At 65.9% G+C, this 19208-nt stretch carries 24 protein-coding genes; 14 read left to right on the top strand and 10 right to left on the bottom strand.

All coding sequences use genetic code 11. The features are described 5' to 3' along the window. Positions 1-205 precede the first annotated feature (205 nt). The 6 genes from ACFFJK_RS12240 to ACFFJK_RS12215 all read left to right on the top strand — a co-directional run bounded on the left by ACFFJK_RS12240 (position 206) and on the right by ACFFJK_RS12215 (position 3378). Complete coding sequence (locus ACFFJK_RS12240) at positions 206-595, top strand: DUF4398 domain-containing protein (RefSeq protein WP_379679673.1); 390 nt, start codon at positions 206-208, stop codon at positions 593-595. Positions 596-657: 62 nt separating this feature from the next. Then, positions 658-1578, top strand: coding sequence for an OmpA family protein (locus tag ACFFJK_RS12235; RefSeq protein WP_379679447.1), 921 nt, complete (start codon positions 658-660; stop codon positions 1576-1578). Between the two features lie 31 nt (positions 1579-1609). Further along, the gene (locus ACFFJK_RS12230) at positions 1610-2143 is read left to right on the top strand and encodes a ferritin-like domain-containing protein (protein WP_379679446.1); all 534 of its coding nucleotides are present in this window, start codon (positions 1610-1612) and stop codon (positions 2141-2143) included. A 56-nt stretch (positions 2144-2199) separates the two neighbouring features. Beyond that, positions 2200-2553, top strand: a complete 354-nt coding sequence (locus ACFFJK_RS12225) for an ElaB/YgaM/YqjD family protein (protein WP_379679445.1) — start codon at positions 2200-2202, stop codon at positions 2551-2553. A gap of 18 nt (positions 2554-2571) precedes the next feature. Further along, entirely contained in the window at positions 2572-2958 is a 387-nt protein-coding gene (locus ACFFJK_RS12220; protein ID WP_379679444.1) for a phage holin family protein, read from the top strand. 24 nt (positions 2959-2982) lie between these two features. Next, positions 2983-3378 (top strand): hypothetical protein, encoded by a 396-nt coding sequence (locus tag ACFFJK_RS12215; protein ID WP_379679443.1) that lies wholly within the window; start codon positions 2983-2985, stop codon positions 3376-3378. A gap of 286 nt (positions 3379-3664) precedes the next feature. Here ACFFJK_RS12215 and ACFFJK_RS12210 read toward each other — a convergent pair whose 3' ends face one another. Both ACFFJK_RS12210 and ACFFJK_RS12205 read right to left on the bottom strand, forming a co-directional pair. Beyond that, the gene (locus ACFFJK_RS12210) at positions 3665-4060 is read right to left on the bottom strand and encodes a hypothetical protein (RefSeq protein WP_379679442.1); all 396 of its coding nucleotides are present in this window, start codon (positions 4058-4060) and stop codon (positions 3665-3667) included. 203 nt (positions 4061-4263) lie between these two features. Continuing rightward, positions 4264-4725 (bottom strand): outer membrane lipoprotein, encoded by a 462-nt coding sequence (locus tag ACFFJK_RS12205; protein ID WP_379679441.1) that lies wholly within the window; start codon positions 4723-4725, stop codon positions 4264-4266. Between the two features lie 217 nt (positions 4726-4942). Here ACFFJK_RS12205 and ACFFJK_RS12200 point away from each other — a divergent pair, with 217 nt between their 5' ends. The 3 genes from ACFFJK_RS12200 to ACFFJK_RS12190 all read left to right on the top strand — a co-directional run bounded on the left by ACFFJK_RS12200 (position 4943) and on the right by ACFFJK_RS12190 (position 7218). Next, the gene (locus tag ACFFJK_RS12200; RefSeq protein WP_379679440.1) at positions 4943-5494 is read left to right on the top strand and encodes a hypothetical protein; all 552 of its coding nucleotides are present in this window, start codon (positions 4943-4945) and stop codon (positions 5492-5494) included. A 113-nt stretch (positions 5495-5607) separates the two neighbouring features. Then, positions 5608-5922, top strand: a complete 315-nt coding sequence (locus tag ACFFJK_RS12195) for a BON domain-containing protein (RefSeq protein WP_379679439.1) — start codon at positions 5608-5610, stop codon at positions 5920-5922. Between the two features lie 45 nt (positions 5923-5967). Next, positions 5968-7218 (top strand): AI-2E family transporter, encoded by a 1251-nt coding sequence (locus ACFFJK_RS12190; protein WP_379679438.1) that lies wholly within the window; start codon positions 5968-5970, stop codon positions 7216-7218. Between the two features lie 258 nt (positions 7219-7476). On the opposite strand, the gene ACFFJK_RS12185 is transcribed toward ACFFJK_RS12190, so the two are convergent. Continuing rightward, positions 7477-8391: a YihY/virulence factor BrkB family protein gene (locus tag ACFFJK_RS12185; RefSeq protein ID WP_379679436.1), complete on the bottom strand. Its 915-nt coding sequence runs from the start codon at positions 8389-8391 to the stop codon at positions 7477-7479. Between the two features lie 158 nt (positions 8392-8549). Then, positions 8550-9578, bottom strand: coding sequence for an OmpA family protein (locus ACFFJK_RS12180; RefSeq protein WP_379679435.1), 1029 nt, complete (start codon positions 9576-9578; stop codon positions 8550-8552). Positions 9579-9978: 400 nt separating this feature from the next. Here ACFFJK_RS12180 and ACFFJK_RS12175 point away from each other — a divergent pair, with 400 nt between their 5' ends. The 5 genes from ACFFJK_RS12175 to phbB all read left to right on the top strand — a co-directional run bounded on the left by ACFFJK_RS12175 (position 9979) and on the right by phbB (position 14021). After that, on the top strand, positions 9979-10596 hold the full coding sequence (locus tag ACFFJK_RS12175; protein ID WP_379679434.1) for a winged helix-turn-helix domain-containing protein: 618 nt from the start codon (positions 9979-9981) through the stop codon (positions 10594-10596). Positions 10597-10859: 263 nt separating this feature from the next. Continuing rightward, on the top strand, positions 10860-11612 hold the full coding sequence (locus ACFFJK_RS12170; RefSeq protein ID WP_379679432.1) for a glutathione peroxidase: 753 nt from the start codon (positions 10860-10862) through the stop codon (positions 11610-11612). Then, complete coding sequence (locus tag ACFFJK_RS12165; protein WP_379679431.1) at positions 11613-12524, top strand: M90 family metallopeptidase; 912 nt, start codon at positions 11613-11615, stop codon at positions 12522-12524. 76 nt (positions 12525-12600) lie between these two features. Continuing rightward, positions 12601-13158 (top strand): hypothetical protein, encoded by a 558-nt coding sequence (locus ACFFJK_RS12160; protein ID WP_379679430.1) that lies wholly within the window; start codon positions 12601-12603, stop codon positions 13156-13158. 119 nt (positions 13159-13277) lie between these two features. Continuing rightward, entirely contained in the window at positions 13278-14021 is a 744-nt protein-coding gene (gene phbB, locus ACFFJK_RS12155) for an acetoacetyl-CoA reductase (RefSeq protein ID WP_379679429.1), read from the top strand. A 12-nt stretch (positions 14022-14033) separates the two neighbouring features. Here phbB and ACFFJK_RS12150 read toward each other — a convergent pair whose 3' ends face one another. From ACFFJK_RS12150 to ACFFJK_RS12125, 6 genes are all read right to left on the bottom strand, one after another. Further along, positions 14034-14708, bottom strand: a complete 675-nt coding sequence (locus tag ACFFJK_RS12150) for a hypothetical protein (protein WP_379679428.1) — start codon at positions 14706-14708, stop codon at positions 14034-14036. Positions 14709-14719: 11 nt separating this feature from the next. After that, positions 14720-15589: a hypothetical protein gene (locus ACFFJK_RS12145; RefSeq protein ID WP_379679426.1), complete on the bottom strand. Its 870-nt coding sequence runs from the start codon at positions 15587-15589 to the stop codon at positions 14720-14722. A 95-nt stretch (positions 15590-15684) separates the two neighbouring features. Further along, on the bottom strand, positions 15685-16050 hold the full coding sequence (locus tag ACFFJK_RS12140; protein WP_379679425.1) for a VOC family protein: 366 nt from the start codon (positions 16048-16050) through the stop codon (positions 15685-15687). 50 nt (positions 16051-16100) lie between these two features. Then, complete coding sequence (gene hyi, locus ACFFJK_RS12135; protein ID WP_379679672.1) at positions 16101-16895, bottom strand: hydroxypyruvate isomerase; 795 nt, start codon at positions 16893-16895, stop codon at positions 16101-16103. A gap of 87 nt (positions 16896-16982) precedes the next feature. Further along, the gene (locus ACFFJK_RS12130) at positions 16983-17456 is read right to left on the bottom strand and encodes a MarR family winged helix-turn-helix transcriptional regulator (RefSeq protein ID WP_379679423.1); all 474 of its coding nucleotides are present in this window, start codon (positions 17454-17456) and stop codon (positions 16983-16985) included. A 258-nt stretch (positions 17457-17714) separates the two neighbouring features. Further along, positions 17715-19109, bottom strand: a complete 1395-nt coding sequence (locus ACFFJK_RS12125) for a DEAD/DEAH box helicase (protein ID WP_379679422.1) — start codon at positions 19107-19109, stop codon at positions 17715-17717. Positions 19110-19208 lie beyond the last annotated feature (99 nt).

The following is a 19208-nucleotide window of genomic DNA, read 5'->3' as shown; positions in this document are numbered from 1 at the left end:
TGCGACCCAGCTTAGCGCAAAGCCCGCCGCCGTCAATGTGCGCTGCCTAACGCTCTGCCATTGAGCAGAACGGGGTCGGACGGGCAATGTGCGCCAGCGAACCGAAAGAAAGGCATAACAGGTTTATAACGTTGCTTAGGACATTTCCTCAACAATAAGAAGTGAACCCGGACCCAGGAGAACAAGCATGGACCAACAACGAGCGATGACCCAGCTGGCGCGTGGCCTTGTTGCCGCTGCCGTCGTGGTACTGGCTGGCTGCGCCAGCCCGCAGAAGGCGCCCGCCACCGCCGACGTGGCGGTTTCGCGCAATGCCGTAGAGAACGCGGTTTCGGCAGGCGCCGCCGAACTGGCGCCGGAAGAAATCAACGCTGCCCGCGCCAAGATGATGCGCGCTAACCAGGCGCTGGCCGCCAGGGACTACAAGCTGGCGCGCGAACTGGCGATCCAGGCCCAGGCCGACGCCAAGCTGGCGCAGAGCAAGGCCAATTCGGCCAAGGCAACCGCCGCGTCGAACGCACTGAACGAAGACCTGCGCGTGCTGCGCGAGGAAGTCGAGCGCGCCAATTCGCAGCAGCCGGCCACCCAGCAGTAACGCACACCGCTCCTGCCACGATCCGCCGCGCCGCGCGGCCTCAACAAGAAGAGGACAAGCCCATGAAAACCCGTTCCACGATCTCGCTGCTGGCCGCCGCCGTGCTCGCCGCAGCCTGCGCCACCGCGCCGATCAGCACCCCGACGCTGGATGCGGCGCGCGCCGATTTCGTTGCCGCGAACAACAATCCGCAGGTCTCGCAGTATGCGCCGCTCGAATTCAAGCAGGCCAGCGATTCCCTCGACCAGGCCAATGCCGCCGCCGCGCGCCGCGAAAGCCTGAACGACATCGACCGCCTGGCCTATGTGGCCAAGCAGCGCATCGCCACCGCCATCGAAGTGGCCAAGGCCAAGGCGGCGGAAGCCGATATCGCCAACGCGGCGCAGCAGCGCGACCAGGTCCGCCTCGAAGCCCGTACCGCGGAAGCCGAGCGCGCCCGGCGCGAGGCCGAAGCCGCCCAGGCCCAGGCCGCCCAGGCCCGCATGCAGGCCGAGGCCGCACAGCAACAGGCAGCGGCTGCCCAGCAGCAGAACGCGGCGCTGGCTCAGCGCGCGGCCGCGCTGGAGGCGCTGCTGGTCGAGATGCAGGCGGTCAAGACCGAGCGCGGCTACGTGGTGACGATCGGCGATGTGTTGTTCGCCACCAACCAGGCAAACCTGACACCGAACGGAATGTCGAGCTTGCGCAAGCTCGCCGAGGTCATGGCACAGAACCCGAACCGCACCGTGCTGGTCGAAGGGTTTACGGACAGCACCGGCAGCGCGCAGTACAACCAGGAACTGTCGCAGCGCCGCGCCGAAGCGGTGGCCTCGGCGCTGGCAGGGCTGGGCGTGCCGCGCGAGCGCATCGCCATGCGCGCCTACGGCCAGGCCTTCCCGGTGGCGCCAAACGACACGGCGGCAAACCGCCAGCTCAACCGCCGTGTCGAGATCGTGCTGTCCAACGAGGGCGCGCAGATTCCGCCACGTTCGGCGGGGCGCTGAGCCGGCATTGTTAGGAATACGAGGAAACATCATGGAAGAAAAGACGCACCTGGCGCACGGCTTCGACATCGCGGCGATCCGCCGCGCTGCGGCCAACCTCGACGACGGCGCCGTCACCGAGGGCTACCAGGCCGACCGCGAAGCGGTCATCGCCATGCTCAACGACGCGCTCGCCACCGAATTGCTGTGCGTGCTGCGCTACAAGCGCCATTACTACACGGTGAGCGGTCCCAACACCGGCCACATCAAGGCCGAGTTCCTCGAGCATGCCCAGCAGGAGCAGGACCATGCCGACCGCATCGCCGAGCGCATCGTGCAGCTCAACGGTTCGCCGAACTTCAACCCGGCCACGCTGACGGCGCGCAGCCATGCCGAATACGACGACTCGGAAGACGTGCAGGCAATGATCCGCGCCAACCTGATCGCCGAACGCGTCGCCATCGAATCCTACCGCCAGATGATCGCGGCGATTGGCGACAAGGATCCCACCACGCGCAGCATGCTCGTCGACATCATGTCCGTCGAGGAGGAGCATGCCGACGACATGCGCGACCTGCTGGCCTGAATGTCGACCTGGACACCAGGGCCATTTTTTTACACCACACTACCGGAGTAGAGACCATGCTAGACACCACCCGCAGCAACGCCAAAGCCAAGTACCACGCCTATGAATACGACAGCCATGCGTCGGATGCCCAGTCGGATGTCAAGGCTCTGGTGCGCGACGCCCAGTCGATGCTGACCGCGGCCGCCGCACTGACGGGCGAGAAGGCCGACGAGCTGCGCAACCGCGGCATGGAAATGCTCGACCGTGCGCTGGGCAAGGCCGGCCGCTACCAGGACCAGGCGCTCGAGCGCAGCAAGGAACTGGCACACGAGGCCGATGTCTATGTGAGGGACAATCCCTACCGTACCCTCGTCGTCGCCGCCGGCATCGGCATTGCGCTCGGCATCCTGCTGAGCCGCAAACAATAACCGTTGCCGGGGACTGCCATGGAAAAAAACGATACCGTCGTGCATAACCCCGGCCTCATGGGCGGGATCTCCAGCCTGTTCAAGAGCGTTTTCGGCCTGGCCGTCTCGCGCGTCGAACTGGCCGCGCTCGAACTGGCCGAAGTGCGCAACCATGTCATCACGCTGGTTGCCACCTTCGGCGCAGCCTTGCTCGCGACCTGGTTCGCCATCGCCTACGGCACCGCGACCATCGTGGCGCTGGCCTGGGACGACATGGGCTGGAAGATCCTGCTGATCCTGTTCGTCGTTTTCCTCATCATCACGGGCGTGCTGGTGGCCAAGGGCCTGGCACTCATCAAGCAGGACAAGCTCGGCTTCCCGGCGACGATGAAGGAACTGAAGAACGACCGCGACATGCTGCTCTGAGCGGCGACACGAAGGAGGGGAAACATGCACAATCATGATGGAACGACCGGATTGGCCGGCCACAAGCACAGCACGGACCCGGTGGTCCGCAAGCAGGAACTGCTGCGCGAGGGCGAGTTTTTCCGCACCAGCGTGGCCCATGCGCGGGCGCAGATCCGCCACAGTGCACGCCCCGAGGTGATGCTGCACGGCGTGATCGACCAGGCCACCTGGGCGTTGCGCGCGCGGGCCGATGCCATGCTGAAGCCGACCGGCACCAGCGTCTCGGTGCTGATGCCCTATGGCCTGGCCTTGTTCAACTTCCTGCGCCAGCGCCGTCTCGGCAAGCCGGCAGCCGGAGCAGCGCTGGTGCTGGGCGCGATCGGCTACTACATGAACAAGCGGCGCGCGGTGGCGCAAGGAACGCACCCCGCGGAATGACGCAAGCAGCGCACGACAGACGCGCAAAGACAGAATATGGTGGGGCTTGAGCGGCGTCGCAATCATTGATTGCACGCCGTTTTTTTTATCCGCCTCGCACCTGGGGTGCTTCACCGTACCAGGGGCCGGAACCGGCGGCACCGGCGCTCCTGTCCGCAGCTCAGTCAGTGACGTGACGCTGCAGTGACGTGCGACCCGGATCGGAGCCGCTAGCGGAGAGGGAGTGGTGGGAATCGAGGCAATCGCCGGCGGGCGCAACGGCCGGCCCGGCGGCCTTGACAACTGCTCAGGAGGGCGTCCGGCCCTGTGCTTCTGGTTGCGCTACGGGCTGGGCCTGGGCCGGGTGCCGGGCCTGCTCCCAGGCTTGCTGCATATCGCGTTGATAGATGGCGCGCGCTTCCTTCAAACATGTGCTGCGTTCGGCCGCCGGGGCCTTCCTGCACGCGTTGCGGGCCTCTTGCAGCGCCGCGCCGATTTCCTTGCGCTGGGTGCGCAGGCGGGCCTCGGGGGTGGCGTCTTCGCGCTGCCAGCGCGTCGGGTCGCCCTGGGCAATTTCGCGCACTTGCTGGCGTGCGACGGCGGGGTCGACGATGGCGTCGCCGTTCGTCTGGGCATGGGCGGGCAGGGTGGCGCCAAACAGGCAGATGCATGCCGCGCGCAACACGGTGCCGAGGTGTCGCATGGTTGCCTCCAACGGTGAGCTTGGCAAAGCCGACGCTTGCCGGTGCCATGCCGTGACCGGCTGGTCAGTGGCCGCACGGCCGGCACCGGCACGGGCATGCCGGTAACCCGGACGAACCGGGTGGTGGGTTATGGCCGAAAGCAGGGGCCGGGCAGCAGGGGCGCCGGAGCGCCCACCTGCCGATCCCGGTACGGCCGGCACGATCAATAGCGGTAGACGCGACCGTCGACGATGCGCACGCGGTTGCCCACGCGCAGGTCGTACACGCTGTCCTGGGTCACGGTGCGGTATTCGCCGTTATCCATGCGCACGTTGATCTGGTACAGCTCGTGGCCGCCGCCATCGGCACGGTTGCGCTCGACGTTGTTGCCGATCGCCGCGCCGGCCACGCCGCCCGCAACGGTGGCCGCCGTGCGGCCGCTGCCGCTGCCCACTTGGTTACCGGCCAGTGCGCCAACCACGCCACCCAGGATCGCGCCCGCGCCGCTGGTGCGATTGCCGCCTTGCGTGACCTGGATCGATTCGATCGTGCCATAGCCCATCGACGCGTTGTTGTAGCCGCTGTTGTAGCCGCCGTTGTACGGCTGCGAGGTGGTGCTGGCGCAGCCAGTGAGGAGCGCAGTGGTGGCCAGCACGGCAGCAGCAAGAGTACGGGTTGCTTTCATGTTGTTCTCCTGACAAAAGTGTGACTCCAGCTTAGTCACCCTGCCCGTTGGGGTCTGTGCGTTGCCTAACCGTCCTTGCTCCCGGTATTTGTAAGCATTTTTTGCGCTAGATATGGCTGAGTTGTTGCACGCATGTTGCTCTGTTCGGCACCGAACAGAAGCAGCGGCACGCGACGTGTAAAACGTCATTAGCGTGTTGACAAATGGAGAATAAAAAATGAAAACATCCCATGCATTCCTGCTCATCGGCGCCGCGCTCGCCTGGGGCGGATCGGCCCGTGCGCAGCAGCCCGCGCCCGATGCCAAGGCCGTCTATGAACAGGCGCGCGCCACGGCCGAGGCGAACTTCAAGGCGGCCCGCGCGCGCTGCGACCTGATCGCCGGCAACCCGCATGACCTGTGCATGGCCGAAGCGCGCGCGGCGCGTGTCCGCATCGAAGAAGAAGCCGAAGCTGCCTACAAGAACACCTTGTCGGCCTACACGCAGGCGCGCATGCGCATCGCCTCGGCCAACTACGACCGCGACAAGGTGCGCTGCGCCTCCCTGACCGGCAACGACCGCGACGTCTGCATGGAGCAGGCCAAGGCGACCCTGATCGCCGCCCAGGCCGATGCCAAGGCCGACCGCAAGGCCATCGAGGCGCGCCAGGATGCGCGTGAAGACAAGCTTGCCGCCGAATACCGTGTCGCGCTCCAGAAGTGCGACGCCTACGCCGGCGCTGTCAAGGACCAGTGCGTCAGCGCTGCCAAGACGGCGTTCGGCAGATAAGGTGCGGACCGGCCCCCGGCACCGCCCGACCTGCCCCTACATGTTCGTAGCGGGCATGCTTTTTCAAGTCTGACCAACCGCAGTTCTACGCAGTCTTTAATCAAGGAGCTATCATGAAAATCGCACAACGCCTCGTCACCGCCGCCTTCACCGCCGTCGTCGCCATCACCGCAGTCGGTTGCTCGTCGAGCCCGACTTCGAAAACCGCCGGCGAATACGTCGACGACGCCGTCATCACCACCAAGGTGAAGGCCGCCTTCGCTGCCGACCCGAACGTCAAGGTGACCGAAGTCAACGTCGAAACCTACAAGGGCGACGTCCAGCTGTCGGGCTTCGTGGCCGATCCGCGCGATGCGCAGCGCGCAGTTGAAATCGCACGCGGCGTACAAGGTGTAAGCTCGGTGAAGAACGACATCCGCGTCAAGTAATCTCCTCGCGCCGGGGCGGCCCGGCTCCATTGTCAAGGCACTACCATGCAGCTTGCATCACCAGAACCGGCCCAACCTGTGAAAGCGCCTGACGATGCCGCCCCGGACGGGCCGACAGCCCGTGCCGAGCCAGGCCCTGCAGGCGACGAGCTCGCGTTGAACGCGGGCGGCCTGCGGTTGCCGATCCATGTCCATGCACGCGGGCTCGCGCTCGGCATCCTCGCCACGCTCGCCTGTGTGTTCGCGCTCCAGTGGGCGCAGAAATTCTTCGTGCCGCTCCTGCTCGGCATCTTCATCGCCTATACCCTCAACCCCGTCGTGCGCTGGCTCGAACGCTGGCACGTCAGGCGCGTCGTCGGCGCGACCCTCGTCACCGTGCTGATCCTGGGAGCGATGGGCGGCACCCTGTACCGGCTGCAGGGCGAATTCTTCAACATCATCGACGAACTGCCCAGCTTGACGCAACGGGTCACGAAGATACTGACCAGTGCATCCGGGGAACGTTCGACCATCCAGCAGGTGCAGGCGGCAGCGGCCGAGATCGAGCGGGCCGCCTCCAGCGCCAGCGGCGGCGACGAGCGCCGCGCCATCCAGAAGCGCACCCAGAACGTTCCGCCGGTGGCGGTGCCCACTTCCGGCGGGTCGAGCATCCGCGTGATGGACTGGGTGCTGGCCGGTTCGGTCGGCCTGGCCACCTTCCTGACGCAGGCGACGATGGTGGTGTTCCTGGTGTTCTTCCTGCTGCTGGCGGGCGACACCTTCAAGCGCAAGCTGGTCAAGCTGACCGGCCCCTCGCTGACGCGCAAGAAAGTCACGGTGCATATCCTGGACGACATGAACAACGCGATCCAGAACTATATGTTCATGCTGCTGGTGACCAACGTCCTGCTCGCACTGCTGACCTGGGCGGCGCTGCGGGCCATCGGCCTCGAAAACGCGGGTGCCTGGGCGGCGTTCGCCGGGGTGGCCCACGTCATTCCCTATTTCGGCCCGCTCCTGATCACCCTGGCGACCGGCACGGTGGCCTTCTTCCAGTTCGAATCGCTGCGCATGGTGATCCTGGTCGCCGGCGCGTCGCTGGGCATCGCCACCCTGATCGGGATGGTCGTCGCCACCTGGATGACCGGCAAGATCGCGCGGATGAACCCGGCGGCCGTGTTCGTCAGCCTGCTGTTCTGGGGCTGGCTGTGGGGAATGTGGGGTCTGCTGCTCGGCGTCCCGGTCGTCATGGTCCTGAAGGTCGTGGCCGAGCGGGTCGAGGGGATGGAAGTCGTCGCAGAGCTGCTCGGCGAATAGCCGGCGAGCCGGGGAGCCGGGGAGCATCACGGCGAACTGTGGACACACGCGTGCGATGCGCTGGTAGCGGGGGCAGGTCCGCCAATACATCAGGTGTTCGTGGCCCGCAGGTGGCCGGCTCTGCCGGGGGCTGCCAAGGGCCGCGCGTCCAGGCCCTTGCTGCGTGATCGAACCGCATCCCCCAAGTCGAACGCGTGCACGGCAAAGCCGTGCACGCTACACCGGTCACCGTACCAAGCCTGGACCGGCCCGTAGACCCTAGTTCGTGTTCAGCGGACGCTTATCGCCCGTTTCTTCTTTCGGCTTGTGCTTCAGGCTGCCCATCTTCAGCGCGTACTGGCGCGCGAACTCGGCGCCGAGGAAGAAGATTTGTGCGGAGTAATACACCCAGAGCAGCAGTGCGATCAGGGAGCCGGCGGCGCCGAAGCTGTCGGTCGCGCCGCTGTTGCCGATATACAGGCCGATGCCGAACTTCCCCAAGGTAAACATTGCAGCCGTACCCAGCGCGCCGATCGTGACGTCGTGCCAGGACAGGTGGATGCGCGGCAGCAGCTTGTAGATGACGCCGAACAGCGTGGCGATGACCAGGAAACTCACCCCCGAGGCGACCCAGCGCATCACGACGGCGGACTCTTTCCACATGCCGCCGATATAGGATTCGACCACGGCGAGCGCGGCGCTCACGACCAGCGACACCATGAGCAGGAAGCCGAGTACCAGGATCAGCCCGAAGGAGAGCAGGCGGGTGCGCACGACATTCCAGAACCCGGCTTCCTTCGGCGCCGGCACGTTCCAGATCTCGTCCAGGCTGTCCTTCAGCTCGGCGAACACGGTGGTGGCGCCGATGACCAGCAGCACCGAGGCGATGATCGTGGCGAAGCGGCCGGTTTCCTTGTTTTGCGCGCCGGCCAGGATCGCCTGGACGGTTTGGGCGCCCTGTGCGCCGATCAGGTCGCGCAGCTGTTCGAGCAATTGTCCCTGTGCGGCTTCGGCGCCGTAGAAAAAGCCCGCGACGGCGATCACCAGCACCAGCACCGGCGCCAGCGAGAACAGGGTGTAGAAGGCCAGTGCGGCGCCCTTGCTGGAAGCGCGATGGTCCAGCCATTCCATGACTGCGCAGCGCATGACCTGTACCAGCATGCGTGAATACGGAAGCCAGTTTTTGACAGCCATAAGCTTTTCTCCAAATGAAAAGGGGGCCGGAGCCCCCTCGATATATGGCGGCGGTCATGCCGCGGAGCAGCCCGGCCGAGTGGCGCGGGCATGCCGGGCATGGCCGGGAACGCCTTGGAGTGCCTGACAATCCCCCAAGGGGTGATTGCCAGCCGCTCTTAGTCGACGCGCTTTTCGATGGTGATCTGCTCGACTTCGACGCGGCGGTTCGGTTCCAGGCAGGCGATCAGCGCTGCGCGGTTCTTCTCGTTGCACTGGACCAGCGGGTTGGCTTCGCCCTTGCCGTAGGCCTTCAGGCGGTTGCCGTCGACGCCCTTGCTGACCAGGTAGTCGCGCACGGCGTTGGCGCGGCGCTCCGACAGCTTCAGGTTGTAGCTTTCCGAACCCAGGCGGTCGGTGTAGCCGACGATCTCGACGTTGGTGACGCTGGTGTCGGCCTGCAGGGCAGCAGCGATTTCGTCCAGTTTCGGCGACGGCATGATGATGTCGGCCTTGTCGAAGTTGAACAGCTTGGTTGCTTCCAGGGTCACTTTCTCGAAGCGTGGCGGCGGCGGAGCGACCGGTGCCGGTGCCGGTGCCGGCGGCGGCGCTTCGACTGCCGGTGCCGGGGCCGGGGCCGGCGCGACCGGTGCCGGCGGCGGGTTGAAGGCGTAGTTCAGGCCGACGGTCAGGTACTTGTTGTTGTTGTGCTTGAAGCCGAAGCTCTGGTCGTGGCGCAGGTAGCCGCGCACTGCGCGCAGGTCGGCCTGCAGCGACCACTGCGGGGTCAGGGATGCCTGGAAGCCGAGGCCGGCGGTCAGGAACGGAGAATTCGAGGCGACGTTGCGCAGCGGGTTCTCCACCTTGTCACGCTGGACGCCCAGGCCGAACAGCACGAACGGACGGAAGCGCTCACGCGAGAACATCAGCAGGGCGTCGGCGCCCAGCAGGGTCTGGCGATAACGTGCAGGGCCGTCTTCGAAACGCACCTGGCTGCCGCCAAACTGGATGTCCCACATCGGCGCTACGGCCTTGCCGAACTTCAGGCCGCCGCCCCAGTCGCGGTCATCGACACCAAAGCGGGCATCCGGTTTGGCGTGGATGACATTCGGCTGAATGTACCACGATGGATTGATTTCTTGGGCCATGGTGGTGCCAGCCGCGCACAGAGCGGCAACGGCCAGGGCGATCTTCTTCGTATTATTCACAGGTAACTCCCATAAGGTGAAGGGTTGTTGACATCGCATGCCTTGACACAGATGTTGGATAAAGAATAACAGTGCAAGTTCCGCGGTCTCGGTGCGTTAGCGCACTCACGCGGCCTGTCATGTGCAATTTTACAACAGTGGTAAAAACGACACACAGCTCAACAGTGCGCACCAGAATGGTGCGTTATTTCGGGGAAAGCCTGTAGTCGGGAAATGGCAAGCGTTCTTGTCAAAAATGCTTGCAGGAATGTTGACGAATGTTGGATGGCGCACAGACCGAGGGGGCTGACGCAGGCAATCTTGTGGCCAGTTAAGCGGAACCCGAGGTGTTGTCAGGGTGTCATACGACACACAGCGACCCGGACCACACAGTCTCACTCTAATACACGGAGCTCACCACATGCATGCAACGACCCATCAAAACGCGGTGCAAGGCGGCGACATTGGCGCAGTGCACACTTCCAGCAACTCCGCGCTGATCGAACGCGTCCCGCCGCAGCCGACCGAACGTGCGCCGATTTCGCTGGCGCCGATCGAACGTGTCCGTTCGACCTCGGCCACGCAGCGCCGGATCGAGAACATGCAGAAACTGATCAACGAGCTGTCGACCCACGAAATGCTGGCAGACGAAATCGCCTGGTTCCTGAAGTTTTCGCCGTCGGGCGCGCGCAAGTACATCCGCGACCTGCGCGAAGCCGGCGTCATCGAACTGGCCCGCTACATCGAGGGCACCGCCACCTACCTGGGCAAGGCCGTGTACCAGATCTGCCCTGACCAGGAGCGCGTAAAGGCTTTCCTGGCCGCAATCTGCCAGCCGAAGCGCGAAGGCGCCGCCCCACGCAAGGAACGCCCGGGCCTGCGCGAGCAGAACATGGCCGGCAGCGGCCGCCACTTCCATATCCTGGCGGACGACACCCACTATGCGATTCGCGTGAACCGCAGCCCGGTCACCCGCGACCCGCTGGTTGCTGCACTGTTCGGCCCGGCCCCGAGCCAGACCGCCAAGGAACGCGCTTGATAGCGCCCCCGGCCCGCCGCGGCAGAGACCCGCGGTGGTGCCGGCAAGACGATCGCTGTCGTCATTCACGCCGCGCTTTGAGCGCGGCTTTGTTTTTTGGGGCGCGCTCAGCGCCGCGTTGCTTTGTCGGGCGCTTTCCGGCCTTCCAGGCTTGATCTTTCACTCCAACAATTATTTGACCCGGACGCGTTGAAATCCGGTCAATAAGCCTTACCTCCCTCCCAACGCGGCCGGGGCTGCCGCTCACGAGGAAAGGAAGACCGATGTTACCCACCGCCGAGGCCCTTGAGGGCAAACCGGTGCCGCGCGTGACCTTCAAGGCACGACCTGGTGACCAGTGGCAGGACCTCCATACCGACGAGCTGTTCAAGGGGAAGACCGTGGTCGTGTTCGCGCTTCCGGGGGCCTTCACGCCCACCTGTTCGTCGAGCCACCTGCCGCGCTACAACGAGCTGGCGCCCGTGCTCCGGCAAAACGGCGTCGACGAGATCCTGTGCATCTCCGTCAACGACGCCTTCGTCATGAACCATTGGAAAGCCGGCCAGGATGCGGCCCACATCACCTTCATCCCGGACGGCAATGGCGATTTCACGGAAGGCATGGGCATGCTGGTCGATAAGCGCGACCTCGGTTTCGGCAAGCGTTCCTGGCGTTATGCGATGCTGGTCAAGGACGGCATGATCGACAAAATCTTCATCGAGCCCGAACGGGAAGGGGACCCGTTCGAGGTGTCGGATGCCGATACGATGCTGAGGCATATCAACCCGGACGCGGAGATTCCCGAGCCGGTCATCATGTTTTCGCGTCCCGGCTGCCCGCATTGTGCGCGCGCCAAGGCGGCGCTGCGCGAAAATGGCATCGCCTTCACCGATATTTCGGAAGACCAGAGAATCACGACCAACGTGCTGCGCGGCCTCACCGGCAAGCTCACCTGGCCGCAGGTGTTCGTCGGCGGCAGGCTGGTCGGCGGCGCCGACGACGTCGTCGCGTTTGCCAACTCGAGACAGGGACGCTAGATGGAAGGGATCATTGCCGGCCTGCTCGCGGCCGGGATACTGGCGGCCTGGCTGCTGCCGAAGTGGCGCCTGCGCCGCGCGATCGCGCGTCCGCTGGCGCCGGACCTGGTCGCCATCCTCGAGCGCAACGTGGCCCAGTATGCGGGGATGGAAGCGGCCGCGCGCCTGCGCCTGCAAGGCCTGGTCCAGCAGTTCCTGCACGAAAAGGCCTTCGTCGGCTGCGCCGGGCTCGAGATCACGGACGAGATGCGCGTCACCATCGCCGGGCAGGCCTGCCTGCTGGTGCTGGGCCGGGCCGGCGACGCCGTCCCGGCAAGCGTCTATCCGGGGCTGCATGCGGTGCTGGTGTACCCGGGCGCCTTCCTGGTGCCGCGCAAGGAAATCGATGCCGCAGGCGTCGTCACCGAACAGCGCCAGGACCTGCTGGGCGAGTCCTGGGGCGACGGCCGCGTGATCCTGTCGTGGGACCACGTGCGGCGCGGCGGCAGCGCCGCATCCGCGGCCCACGATGCGCACGACGAGCCGCACCACAATGTCGTGCTGCACGAATTCGCGCACCAGCTCGACAGCGAATCGGGCGAAACCAATGGCGCGCCCTACCTGGGCAGTAGCGAGCGTTATCGCAGCTGGTCGGAAGTGCTCTCGCGTAATTATGCGGAGCTGCGCCGCGACGCCATGTGGGGGCAGTATGGCGTGCTCGATCATTATGGCGCCAGCAACCCGGCCGAGTTCTTTGCCGTCGCGACCGAAAGCTTTTTCGAGCAGCCGCATGCGCTGGCCGCGCGCCATCCGGACCTGTACGAGGAATTCCTCAAGTATTACCGGCTCGACCCGCGGGCCTGGATGCCGGAACCGGCGCCGCCCGTGGACGAACCGGCCGGCTGGCAGGTGGTCTATGGCCAGTGGAGGTAGGCTGCGTGCGTCTGCGTACAGAGCGGACGGCAGGGCAGGCGCATAGTCGAGCTACCACGATCCAGGAGGAATCGATATGTCCACCATTATTGCAGGGCGTTTCCAGCTTCAGGATGAGGTCGACCGTGCCCGCCAGGCGCTCGCCGACGCGGGCTTCGACACCAGCCGGGTCAGCGGTTTTTACCTGAGCCAGCCGGGCCAGCACGACCAGACTCCCATCGGCGGCGACCATATCCAGTCCCCGGGGGCGAAGGAAACCCCCGAGGGCGTCGTGCAGGGCGTTGCCACCGGCGGGGCCGTCGGCGCGGCGGTCGGCGCGGCAACCATTCCCTTCAGCGGACCGCTGGGTCCGGTCGTCGGCGGCCTGGTCGGCGGCGATGTCGGCTCGCTGTTCAGCTTTTCCAAGATGAAGGACCGGGGCGAACCCGAAGAGGGCAGCAGCGAGAACCGCATCCCGCCGCGCGAGGCCGGCATGCTGGTGGCGGTCGCTTTCGACGATGACGGGATGGTCGACCGGGCGGTCGACGTGCTGCGCCAGCTGGGCGCGCGCCACATCGAACGCGCCGAGGGCAATATCGTGGACGGCGACTGGGCCGACTTCGACCCGGATAGCCGCCCCCAGCTCATCGCCTGAGCCCGCGCGGGCCCTTGATAATAGTCAAGAGGCCCGGCGGTCCGTTCCCTACACTCGGTGTTTCGCTTCCGCACGGGCAGCCGCAGCGGCAGCAGACAACCATGTTCAGGGGACACTTCATGACCAATCGCGTCGCCCTCGTTACCGGGGGCATGGGCGGACTCGGCACGGCCCTGTGCCGGCGCCTGCATCTCGACGGTTTCACCGTCGCCACCACGTTTTCGCCATCGAACCACCGCCACGAAGCCTGGCTCGCGAAGCAGCGCCGCGACGGCATGGCATGCATCGCACTCGAGGCCGACGTGGCCGACTTCGAGGCCTGCGGGCGCGCCGTGGGGCGCCTGCTCGAACAGGCGGGACGCATCGATGTGCTCGTCAACAATGCCGGCATCACCCGCGACCGCGACATGCGCAGGATGGGACTGGACGACTGGCATGCCGTCATGGGCGTCAACCTCGACGGCGCCTTCAACATGGTCCGGCACGTGATCGAACCGATGGTCGCGCAGCAGTGGGGACGCATCGTCAACATCGCATCGAGCAGCGGCCAGCTGGGCGCCGTCGGCCAGGCCAATGTCGCGGCCGCCAAGGCCGGCATGCATGGCTTGACCCGGGCGCTGGCGCTGGAACTGGCGCGCCAGGGAGTGACGGTGAACACGGTATCGCCGGGCTACATCGATACCGGCCTGCTGCATGACGTGCCGCCGCATGTGCTGCACGAATGCATCCTGCCGCACATCCCGGTCGGCCGGCTTGGACGCCCGGAAGAGGTGGCAGGCATGGTGGCGTGGCTGGTCTCGGATGTCGCCGGTTTCGTCACCGGCGCCAACCTGGCGGTCAACGGCGGCCAGCACATGTGCTGAACAGGCGCCGGGCTACGCCTTGGCGGCCGGCGGCTTCGGCGCCAGCGCCTCGATCGCCTTGATTTGCTTCTCGACTTTGTCCAGGGCGAGCAGGACCGGGATGGCCTGGCCGGAGGCGGCCGCGCCGGCCAGTGCCAGCAAGCCCCCGACCAGGCCCACCGTTTCGCCGATCACGCCGATCTTGCGGATCTTCTCGGCCGCTTCGGTGGTGAGCTTGACGAGGTGGGCCTGCGGTTTGCCGAGTCCCTTGACGATAAAGGTGGCGGCATCGGCATACAGGCCGTTGGCACGCTGGCGCAGCAGGATTTCGTCCTCGAGCAGGGCGCGCGCCGCATCCTGCACCTTGTCCGGAACGGGTTTGCCGCTGTAGGTGCGCAGTTCGCGCATGACGCGCTCGTGGATCTGGTCGGCGCAGGCCGAGAGCTGGTCGGCCAGTTCGACGACCTGGTCGGGCGTGGCCAGCCCGCCCTGGGGAAGGGCCGGTGCAGCGGCCTGCGGAGCGGCCTGTGCGCCACCTCCGGCCGTCGCGGCCTCCGGCAGGGAATCGGCCGGCGCTGCGGCGAGGACGTCGTCGGGAAGCTCCTCGCCGGCGCCGGAAGCGGAAGGCGCGGGCGCGGCCGTGGCGGCCGCTCGGGCCGGTGATTTCGTCGCTTCGGAGCCGCGGGAACGGGTCGGGGTGCTTGCCATGTGCTCTCCTGTCATTCGGCGGTGAGCCCGTCGCGGATGGTGCGCAGGTCGCGGCCGTAGTTGGTCAGCAGGCGCCGGACTTCATCGTTCGACAGCTTGCCGAGGTTTTCTCGCATCTTCTGGTGCCCGAGCGCCACCTTGGTCAGGCCCTGCAGGGCCAGTTCGTAGCGGCGGTCGATGAGCTTGTATTCGCTGGCCTTGTTCATGTAGTGGATCTTGGCAAGCGTCACCAGCATGCGGTCCGAGCTGCGCGTGGCGAACGGGATCTCGACGTCGAAGATGCCGAGGATCGTCTTCTTTTCATTCTCGTTGGTCTTGTAGTAGAGCCGGGTGAGTTGGATCATGGCGTCGAGCAGCACCTGCACGTCGGCGTCGCCGTCGCGCACCATGGTTTCCACGCTGCGGTTCTGGTAGCCCGAGGCGATCACCCGGGTCAACAGGCGGGTCAGGCCCGTGTAGGCGACGATATGGCGCTGCTGCAGACCCGATTCGGCATTGGCTTTCAGCCCGTTCCCAAGGTCGTCGATCCGGGAGGAAAGGTCGTAGCGCGTGTCGCCCGCAAGCAGGCTCAGGGTCTGCATGTAGAGCACCATGGTCTTCTGGATGCCCATGAAGTCCTCGTACACGGCCTTGCGCTTGGCGTCGTTCTCGCGCGCCAGCTTGTCGGCTGCGGGCGACAGGTAGGGCTGTTCGCGCACATAGGTGTCGCGGTAGCGGCGCGCCAGTTCGGCATAACCGCCCAGGCGCGCCGAGGCATCGGCGAATTCGCGCACCTCCTGCAGGCTGACCGGCCCGCCTGTCGTCGTTCCGCAGCCGCCCAGGAGCAAGGCGCAAAGGAGGGACCAGAGCGGGAGCAGGCGGGTGCAGGCAATGTGCAGCATGGGAGTCCTTTCTGGCGAGGGGAGGCGGCCGGAAAGTCCCCATTGTTTCAAACTCCGTCTAGCGCAGTCTTGCTGGTACTCAATTGTTTAACCCGTTATGCCACTTTGGCGCGGTCGAAATGTGGGTTCTGGATCACGCCGAACAGGTTTCCATATGGATCGCGCACCGTGGCGACCCGAATCCCGCCGCCCACGTCGCTCACCCGTTCGACGATCTCCGCGCCCAGCTTGACGAGGCGGGCGACTTCGGCTTCGATATCCTGGGTGCCCCAGTAGGCGGTGCCGCCCGTGCTGCCGGGCTGGCCGTCCGGGATCAGTCCCAGCTCGAATCCTCCTACCTCGAAGCCGACGTAGAAGGCTTCGCTGAAGTAAGGCTGGCGCTCGAGCACTTGCGCATACCACGCGCTTGCGTCGGCCAGTTTCGTGACGGGGTAAATGACAGTGCGTAATCCCTGGATCATCGTCGCTCCTCGGTGGGGTGGAAAGCAACGATGTTGCCCGATTGCTCACATCATGTCCAGCAGCCCGGCGATCCCACTTGCTCCAGCCACGCGAGCGAGGCCAGCGTATCGCCCTGCGGGACGTATTCGCAGCCGAGCCAGCCGTCGTAGCCGAGCTCGTCGAGCAGGCGGAACAGGTAAGGGAAGTGGATTTCGCCGGTGCCCGGCTGGTGGCGCCCGGGCACGTCCGCCAGCTGCACGTGGCGGATCAGGGGCAGGTACTGGCGCAGGGTGCCGGCCAGTTCGCCTTCCATGCGCTGCATGTGGTAGATGTCGTATTGCAGGAACAGGTTGTCGGCGCCGGTCTCGGCAATGATGGCCGCGGCCTGGCGCGTACCGGTGAGGAAATAGCCGGGCACGTCGCGGGTGTTGATGGGCTCGATCAGCAGGGCGATGCCGTGCTCGCGGCAGCGGGATGCGGCGAAGCGCAGGTTGTCGACATAGGTGGCGTGGGCGCGTTCGTGCGTGACGTTCGGCGGCAATCTGCCGGCCAGGCAGTGCAGGCGGGGCGCGCCGAGTTCGGTGGCGTACTCGATGCCAAGGCTGACGCTGTCCCGGAATTCCCTGGTGCGGCGCGGATCGCAAGCCAGGCCGCGCTCGCCCGCGGCCCAGTCGCCCGCGGGCAGGTTGTGCAGCACCAGCGCGAGATCGTAGCGCTGGAGGCGGGCGGCGACCTGCCGGGGATCGAATGCATACGGGAACATGAACTCGACCGCCCTGAAGCCGGCGGCGTGGGCGGCGGCGAAGCGGTCGAGGAAGCCGGCTTCGTTGAACATCAGGCTCAGGTTGGCGGCGAATTTCGGCATGTGGCTGTTCCCGGTGGCGAAGCGGTTATCGTAGCCGATTCCTTGCGGCGCCATGCCGCCTGCTGCGCACGCCGGGCGGGTGCCGGGCTACCGGCTGGCGGTGCCGGCCAGTTGCGCCAGCAGGCTCGATGTCGCCTCGATCTGCGCACGCGACGGGGCGCCCAGCACGTTGCGGCTGACGTTGTGCACGACCAGGCTCGCATTCATCACCAGCTCGCTGCCGGCCGGCGTGATGATGGCGTAGCCGACGCGGGCGTCGCGCGGGTCGCTCTGGCGACCGACCAGGCCGATCTTTTCCAGCGGCAGCAGCGAGCGGGTGACGCCGGACGCGGTCAGTCCCAGCTTGTCGGCCAGGTCGACACGCCGCAGGCGTCCCCCCGGGGCGCGCTGCAGGTTGAGCAGCAACTGGAAGTCGCCGAAGCTGATGCCGTGCAGGCTGCCGAGGGAACTGTCCAGGCGCCGCGACAGCGTTGCCCAGGCGCGCGCCATGCGCAGGCAGAACTCGGAGGTGGGGCTGTCGGCCAGGAGGTCTGCGCCGGCAGGGCTGTCGAAGTCGGTCATGGAAGGCTCCTTGATGGATGACTGATTGAGTAATCAAGTATATGCCGACTTTCGGTAGTTCACAAGTGTTTGAGTGATCAAGTATCTTGGCGGGGTACGACCATGCGAGGAATGGCTGCGTCGGATCATTGCAAAAGCTTGTCGGCAAAACAATGAGGGCCAGCCTCGCATCGCAGGAAACGCCTGAGCGTTCCGAACGAGTCGAGGCTGGCCCTCATCAGGTGCCGGCAGGGGAGCAGGGCTGCCCGTGGCGCAGGTTCAGCGGTCGCGGCCGCCCTGGCGTGGCGCCGAAGCAGGACGCGGACCGCGGCCGGCAGTCGCGCCGCCGCGGTTGCCGTTGGCAGGACGCGCACCGTTGCCGGCATTGGCCGGACGGTTGCCGCCGCCCGCGGCGGCGCTGCGCGGCTGGCCCTGGGCACCACGGCCGCCGCCCGGACGGCCGCGGTTCGGGTGGCCCGGTGCGCCGCTGCGCAGCTGGATCGGCTGCGGCTTGGCATTCAGGTCCGGCTCGAAGCCCGGGATCACGTGACGCGGCAGGGTTTGCTTGATCAGTTTTTCGATGTCCTTCAGCATCTGGTGCTCGTCCACGCACACCAGCGACACGGCTTCGCCGGTCGCGCCGGCACGGCCGGTACGGCCGATCCGGTGTACGTAGTCTTCCGGCACGTTCGGCAGGTCGTAGTTCACCACGTGCGGCAGCTGGTCGATGTCGATGCCGCGCGCCGCGATGTCGGTCGCCACCAGCACCTGCAGGCTACCGTCCTTGAACTCGGACAGCGCCTTGGTGCGCGCCGACTGGCTCTTGTTGCCGTGGATCGCCATCGCGCCGATGCCGTCCTTGCCCAGTTGTTCCACCAGCTTGTTGGCGCCGTGCTTGGTGCGGGTGAACACCAGCACCTGGTGCCAGTCATTTTCCTTGATCAGGTGCGCCAGCATCGGGTGCTTCTTGTCGCGGTCCACCGGGTGGATCTTTTGCGCGATCACTTCCACGGTCGAATTGCGGCGCGCTACTTCGATCGACTGCGGGTTGTTCAGCAGGCGGTCGGCCAGCGCCTTGATGTCGTCCGAGAAGGTGGCCGAGAACAGCAGGTTCTGGCGCTTCGGCGGCAGCAGGGCCAGCACTTTTTTGATGTCGTGGATAAAGCCCATGTCGAGCATGCGGTCGGCTTCGTCCAGGATCAGGATCTCGATCTTCGAGAGGTCGACGGTACCCTGGCCGGCGTGGTCGAGCAGGCGGCCCGGGGTGGCGACCAGGATGTCGACGCCCTGCTTGAGCAGCTTGATCTGCGGGTTGATGCCGACGCCGCCAAAGATCACGGCCGAATTCAGGTTGGTGTACTTGCCGTACACGCGCACGCTTTCTTCGACCTGGGCCGCGAGTTCGCGGGTCGGGGTCAGCACCAGGGCGCGGATGGCGCGCGGGGCGGTCTTGTTTTTCAGCGACGCGCCGATCTTGTCGCTTGCCAGGCGCTGCAGGATCGGCAGCGTGAAGCCGGCGGTCTTGCCGGTGCCGGTCTGGGCGCCGGCCAGCAGGTCGCCGCCGTTCAGCACGGCGGGAATCGCCTGTGCCTGGATCGGCGTCGGGGAGGTGTAACCCTGTTCAGTCACCGCGCGAACGATCGCGTCGGACAAACCAAGTGTGGAAAAAGACATAAACTCTCAATAAAGGGCGGCCCGTCGCCACATGGCGCCAGTCCAGGAAATCGGGTTAGTCATGCGGAGGCGGGTGGCTTGGTAGGCTGCCGCCCGGAC

It is taken from the genome of Massilia consociata, assembly GCF_042432755.1.
GTDB classification, from domain to species: Bacteria; Pseudomonadota; Gammaproteobacteria; order Burkholderiales; family Burkholderiaceae_D; genus Telluria; species Telluria consociata.
The sequence above is the reverse complement of the archived record's forward strand: the minus strand, read 5'-3'. Positions and strand labels throughout refer to the sequence as shown.

Bases quoted from the DNA above. Each gene is read 5' to 3' on its own strand.
- ACFFJK_RS12220 (WP_379679444.1), top strand. From the start codon at position 2,572: ATGGAAAAAAACGATACCGTCGTGCATAACCCCGGCCTCATGGGCGGG.
- ACFFJK_RS12225 (WP_379679445.1), top strand. From the start codon at position 2,200: ATGCTAGACACCACCCGCAGCAACGCCAAAGCCAAGTACCACGCCTAT.
- ACFFJK_RS12200 (WP_379679440.1), top strand. From the start codon at position 4,943: ATGAAAACATCCCATGCATTCCTGCTCATCGGCGCCGCGCTCGCCTGG.
- ACFFJK_RS12205 (WP_379679441.1), bottom strand. From the start codon at position 4,725: ATGAAAGCAACCCGTACTCTTGCTGCTGCCGTGCTGGCCACCACTGCG.
- ACFFJK_RS12235 (WP_379679447.1), top strand. From the start codon at position 658: ATGAAAACCCGTTCCACGATCTCGCTGCTGGCCGCCGCCGTGCTCGCC.
- ACFFJK_RS12165 (WP_379679431.1), top strand. From the start codon at position 11,613: ATGGAAGGGATCATTGCCGGCCTGCTCGCGGCCGGGATACTGGCGGCC.
- ACFFJK_RS12130 (WP_379679423.1), bottom strand. From the start codon at position 17,456: ATGACCGACTTCGACAGCCCTGCCGGCGCAGACCTCCTGGCCGACAGC.
- ACFFJK_RS12125 (WP_379679422.1), bottom strand. From the start codon at position 19,109: ATGTCTTTTTCCACACTTGGTTTGTCCGACGCGATCGTTCGCGCGGTG.
- ACFFJK_RS12185 (WP_379679436.1), bottom strand. From the start codon at position 8,391: ATGGCTGTCAAAAACTGGCTTCCGTATTCACGCATGCTGGTACAGGTC.
- ACFFJK_RS12170 (WP_379679432.1), top strand. From the start codon at position 10,860: ATGTTACCCACCGCCGAGGCCCTTGAGGGCAAACCGGTGCCGCGCGTG.
- ACFFJK_RS12150 (WP_379679428.1), bottom strand. From the start codon at position 14,708: ATGGCAAGCACCCCGACCCGTTCCCGCGGCTCCGAAGCGACGAAATCA.
- ACFFJK_RS12190 (WP_379679438.1), top strand. From the start codon at position 5,968: ATGCAGCTTGCATCACCAGAACCGGCCCAACCTGTGAAAGCGCCTGAC.
- ACFFJK_RS12215 (WP_379679443.1), top strand. From the start codon at position 2,983: ATGCACAATCATGATGGAACGACCGGATTGGCCGGCCACAAGCACAGC.
- ACFFJK_RS12145 (WP_379679426.1), bottom strand. From the start codon at position 15,589: ATGCTGCACATTGCCTGCACCCGCCTGCTCCCGCTCTGGTCCCTCCTT.
- ACFFJK_RS12230 (WP_379679446.1), top strand. From the start codon at position 1,610: ATGGAAGAAAAGACGCACCTGGCGCACGGCTTCGACATCGCGGCGATC.
- hyi (WP_379679672.1), bottom strand. From the start codon at position 16,895: ATGCCGAAATTCGCCGCCAACCTGAGCCTGATGTTCAACGAAGCCGGC.
- ACFFJK_RS12140 (WP_379679425.1), bottom strand. From the start codon at position 16,050: ATGATCCAGGGATTACGCACTGTCATTTACCCCGTCACGAAACTGGCC.
- ACFFJK_RS12175 (WP_379679434.1), top strand. From the start codon at position 9,979: ATGCATGCAACGACCCATCAAAACGCGGTGCAAGGCGGCGACATTGGC.
- ACFFJK_RS12160 (WP_379679430.1), top strand. From the start codon at position 12,601: ATGTCCACCATTATTGCAGGGCGTTTCCAGCTTCAGGATGAGGTCGAC.
- ACFFJK_RS12195 (WP_379679439.1), top strand. From the start codon at position 5,608: ATGAAAATCGCACAACGCCTCGTCACCGCCGCCTTCACCGCCGTCGTC.
- ACFFJK_RS12240 (WP_379679673.1), top strand. From the start codon at position 206: ATGACCCAGCTGGCGCGTGGCCTTGTTGCCGCTGCCGTCGTGGTACTG.
- phbB (WP_379679429.1), top strand. From the start codon at position 13,278: ATGACCAATCGCGTCGCCCTCGTTACCGGGGGCATGGGCGGACTCGGC.
- ACFFJK_RS12210 (WP_379679442.1), bottom strand. From the start codon at position 4,060: ATGCGACACCTCGGCACCGTGTTGCGCGCGGCATGCATCTGCCTGTTT.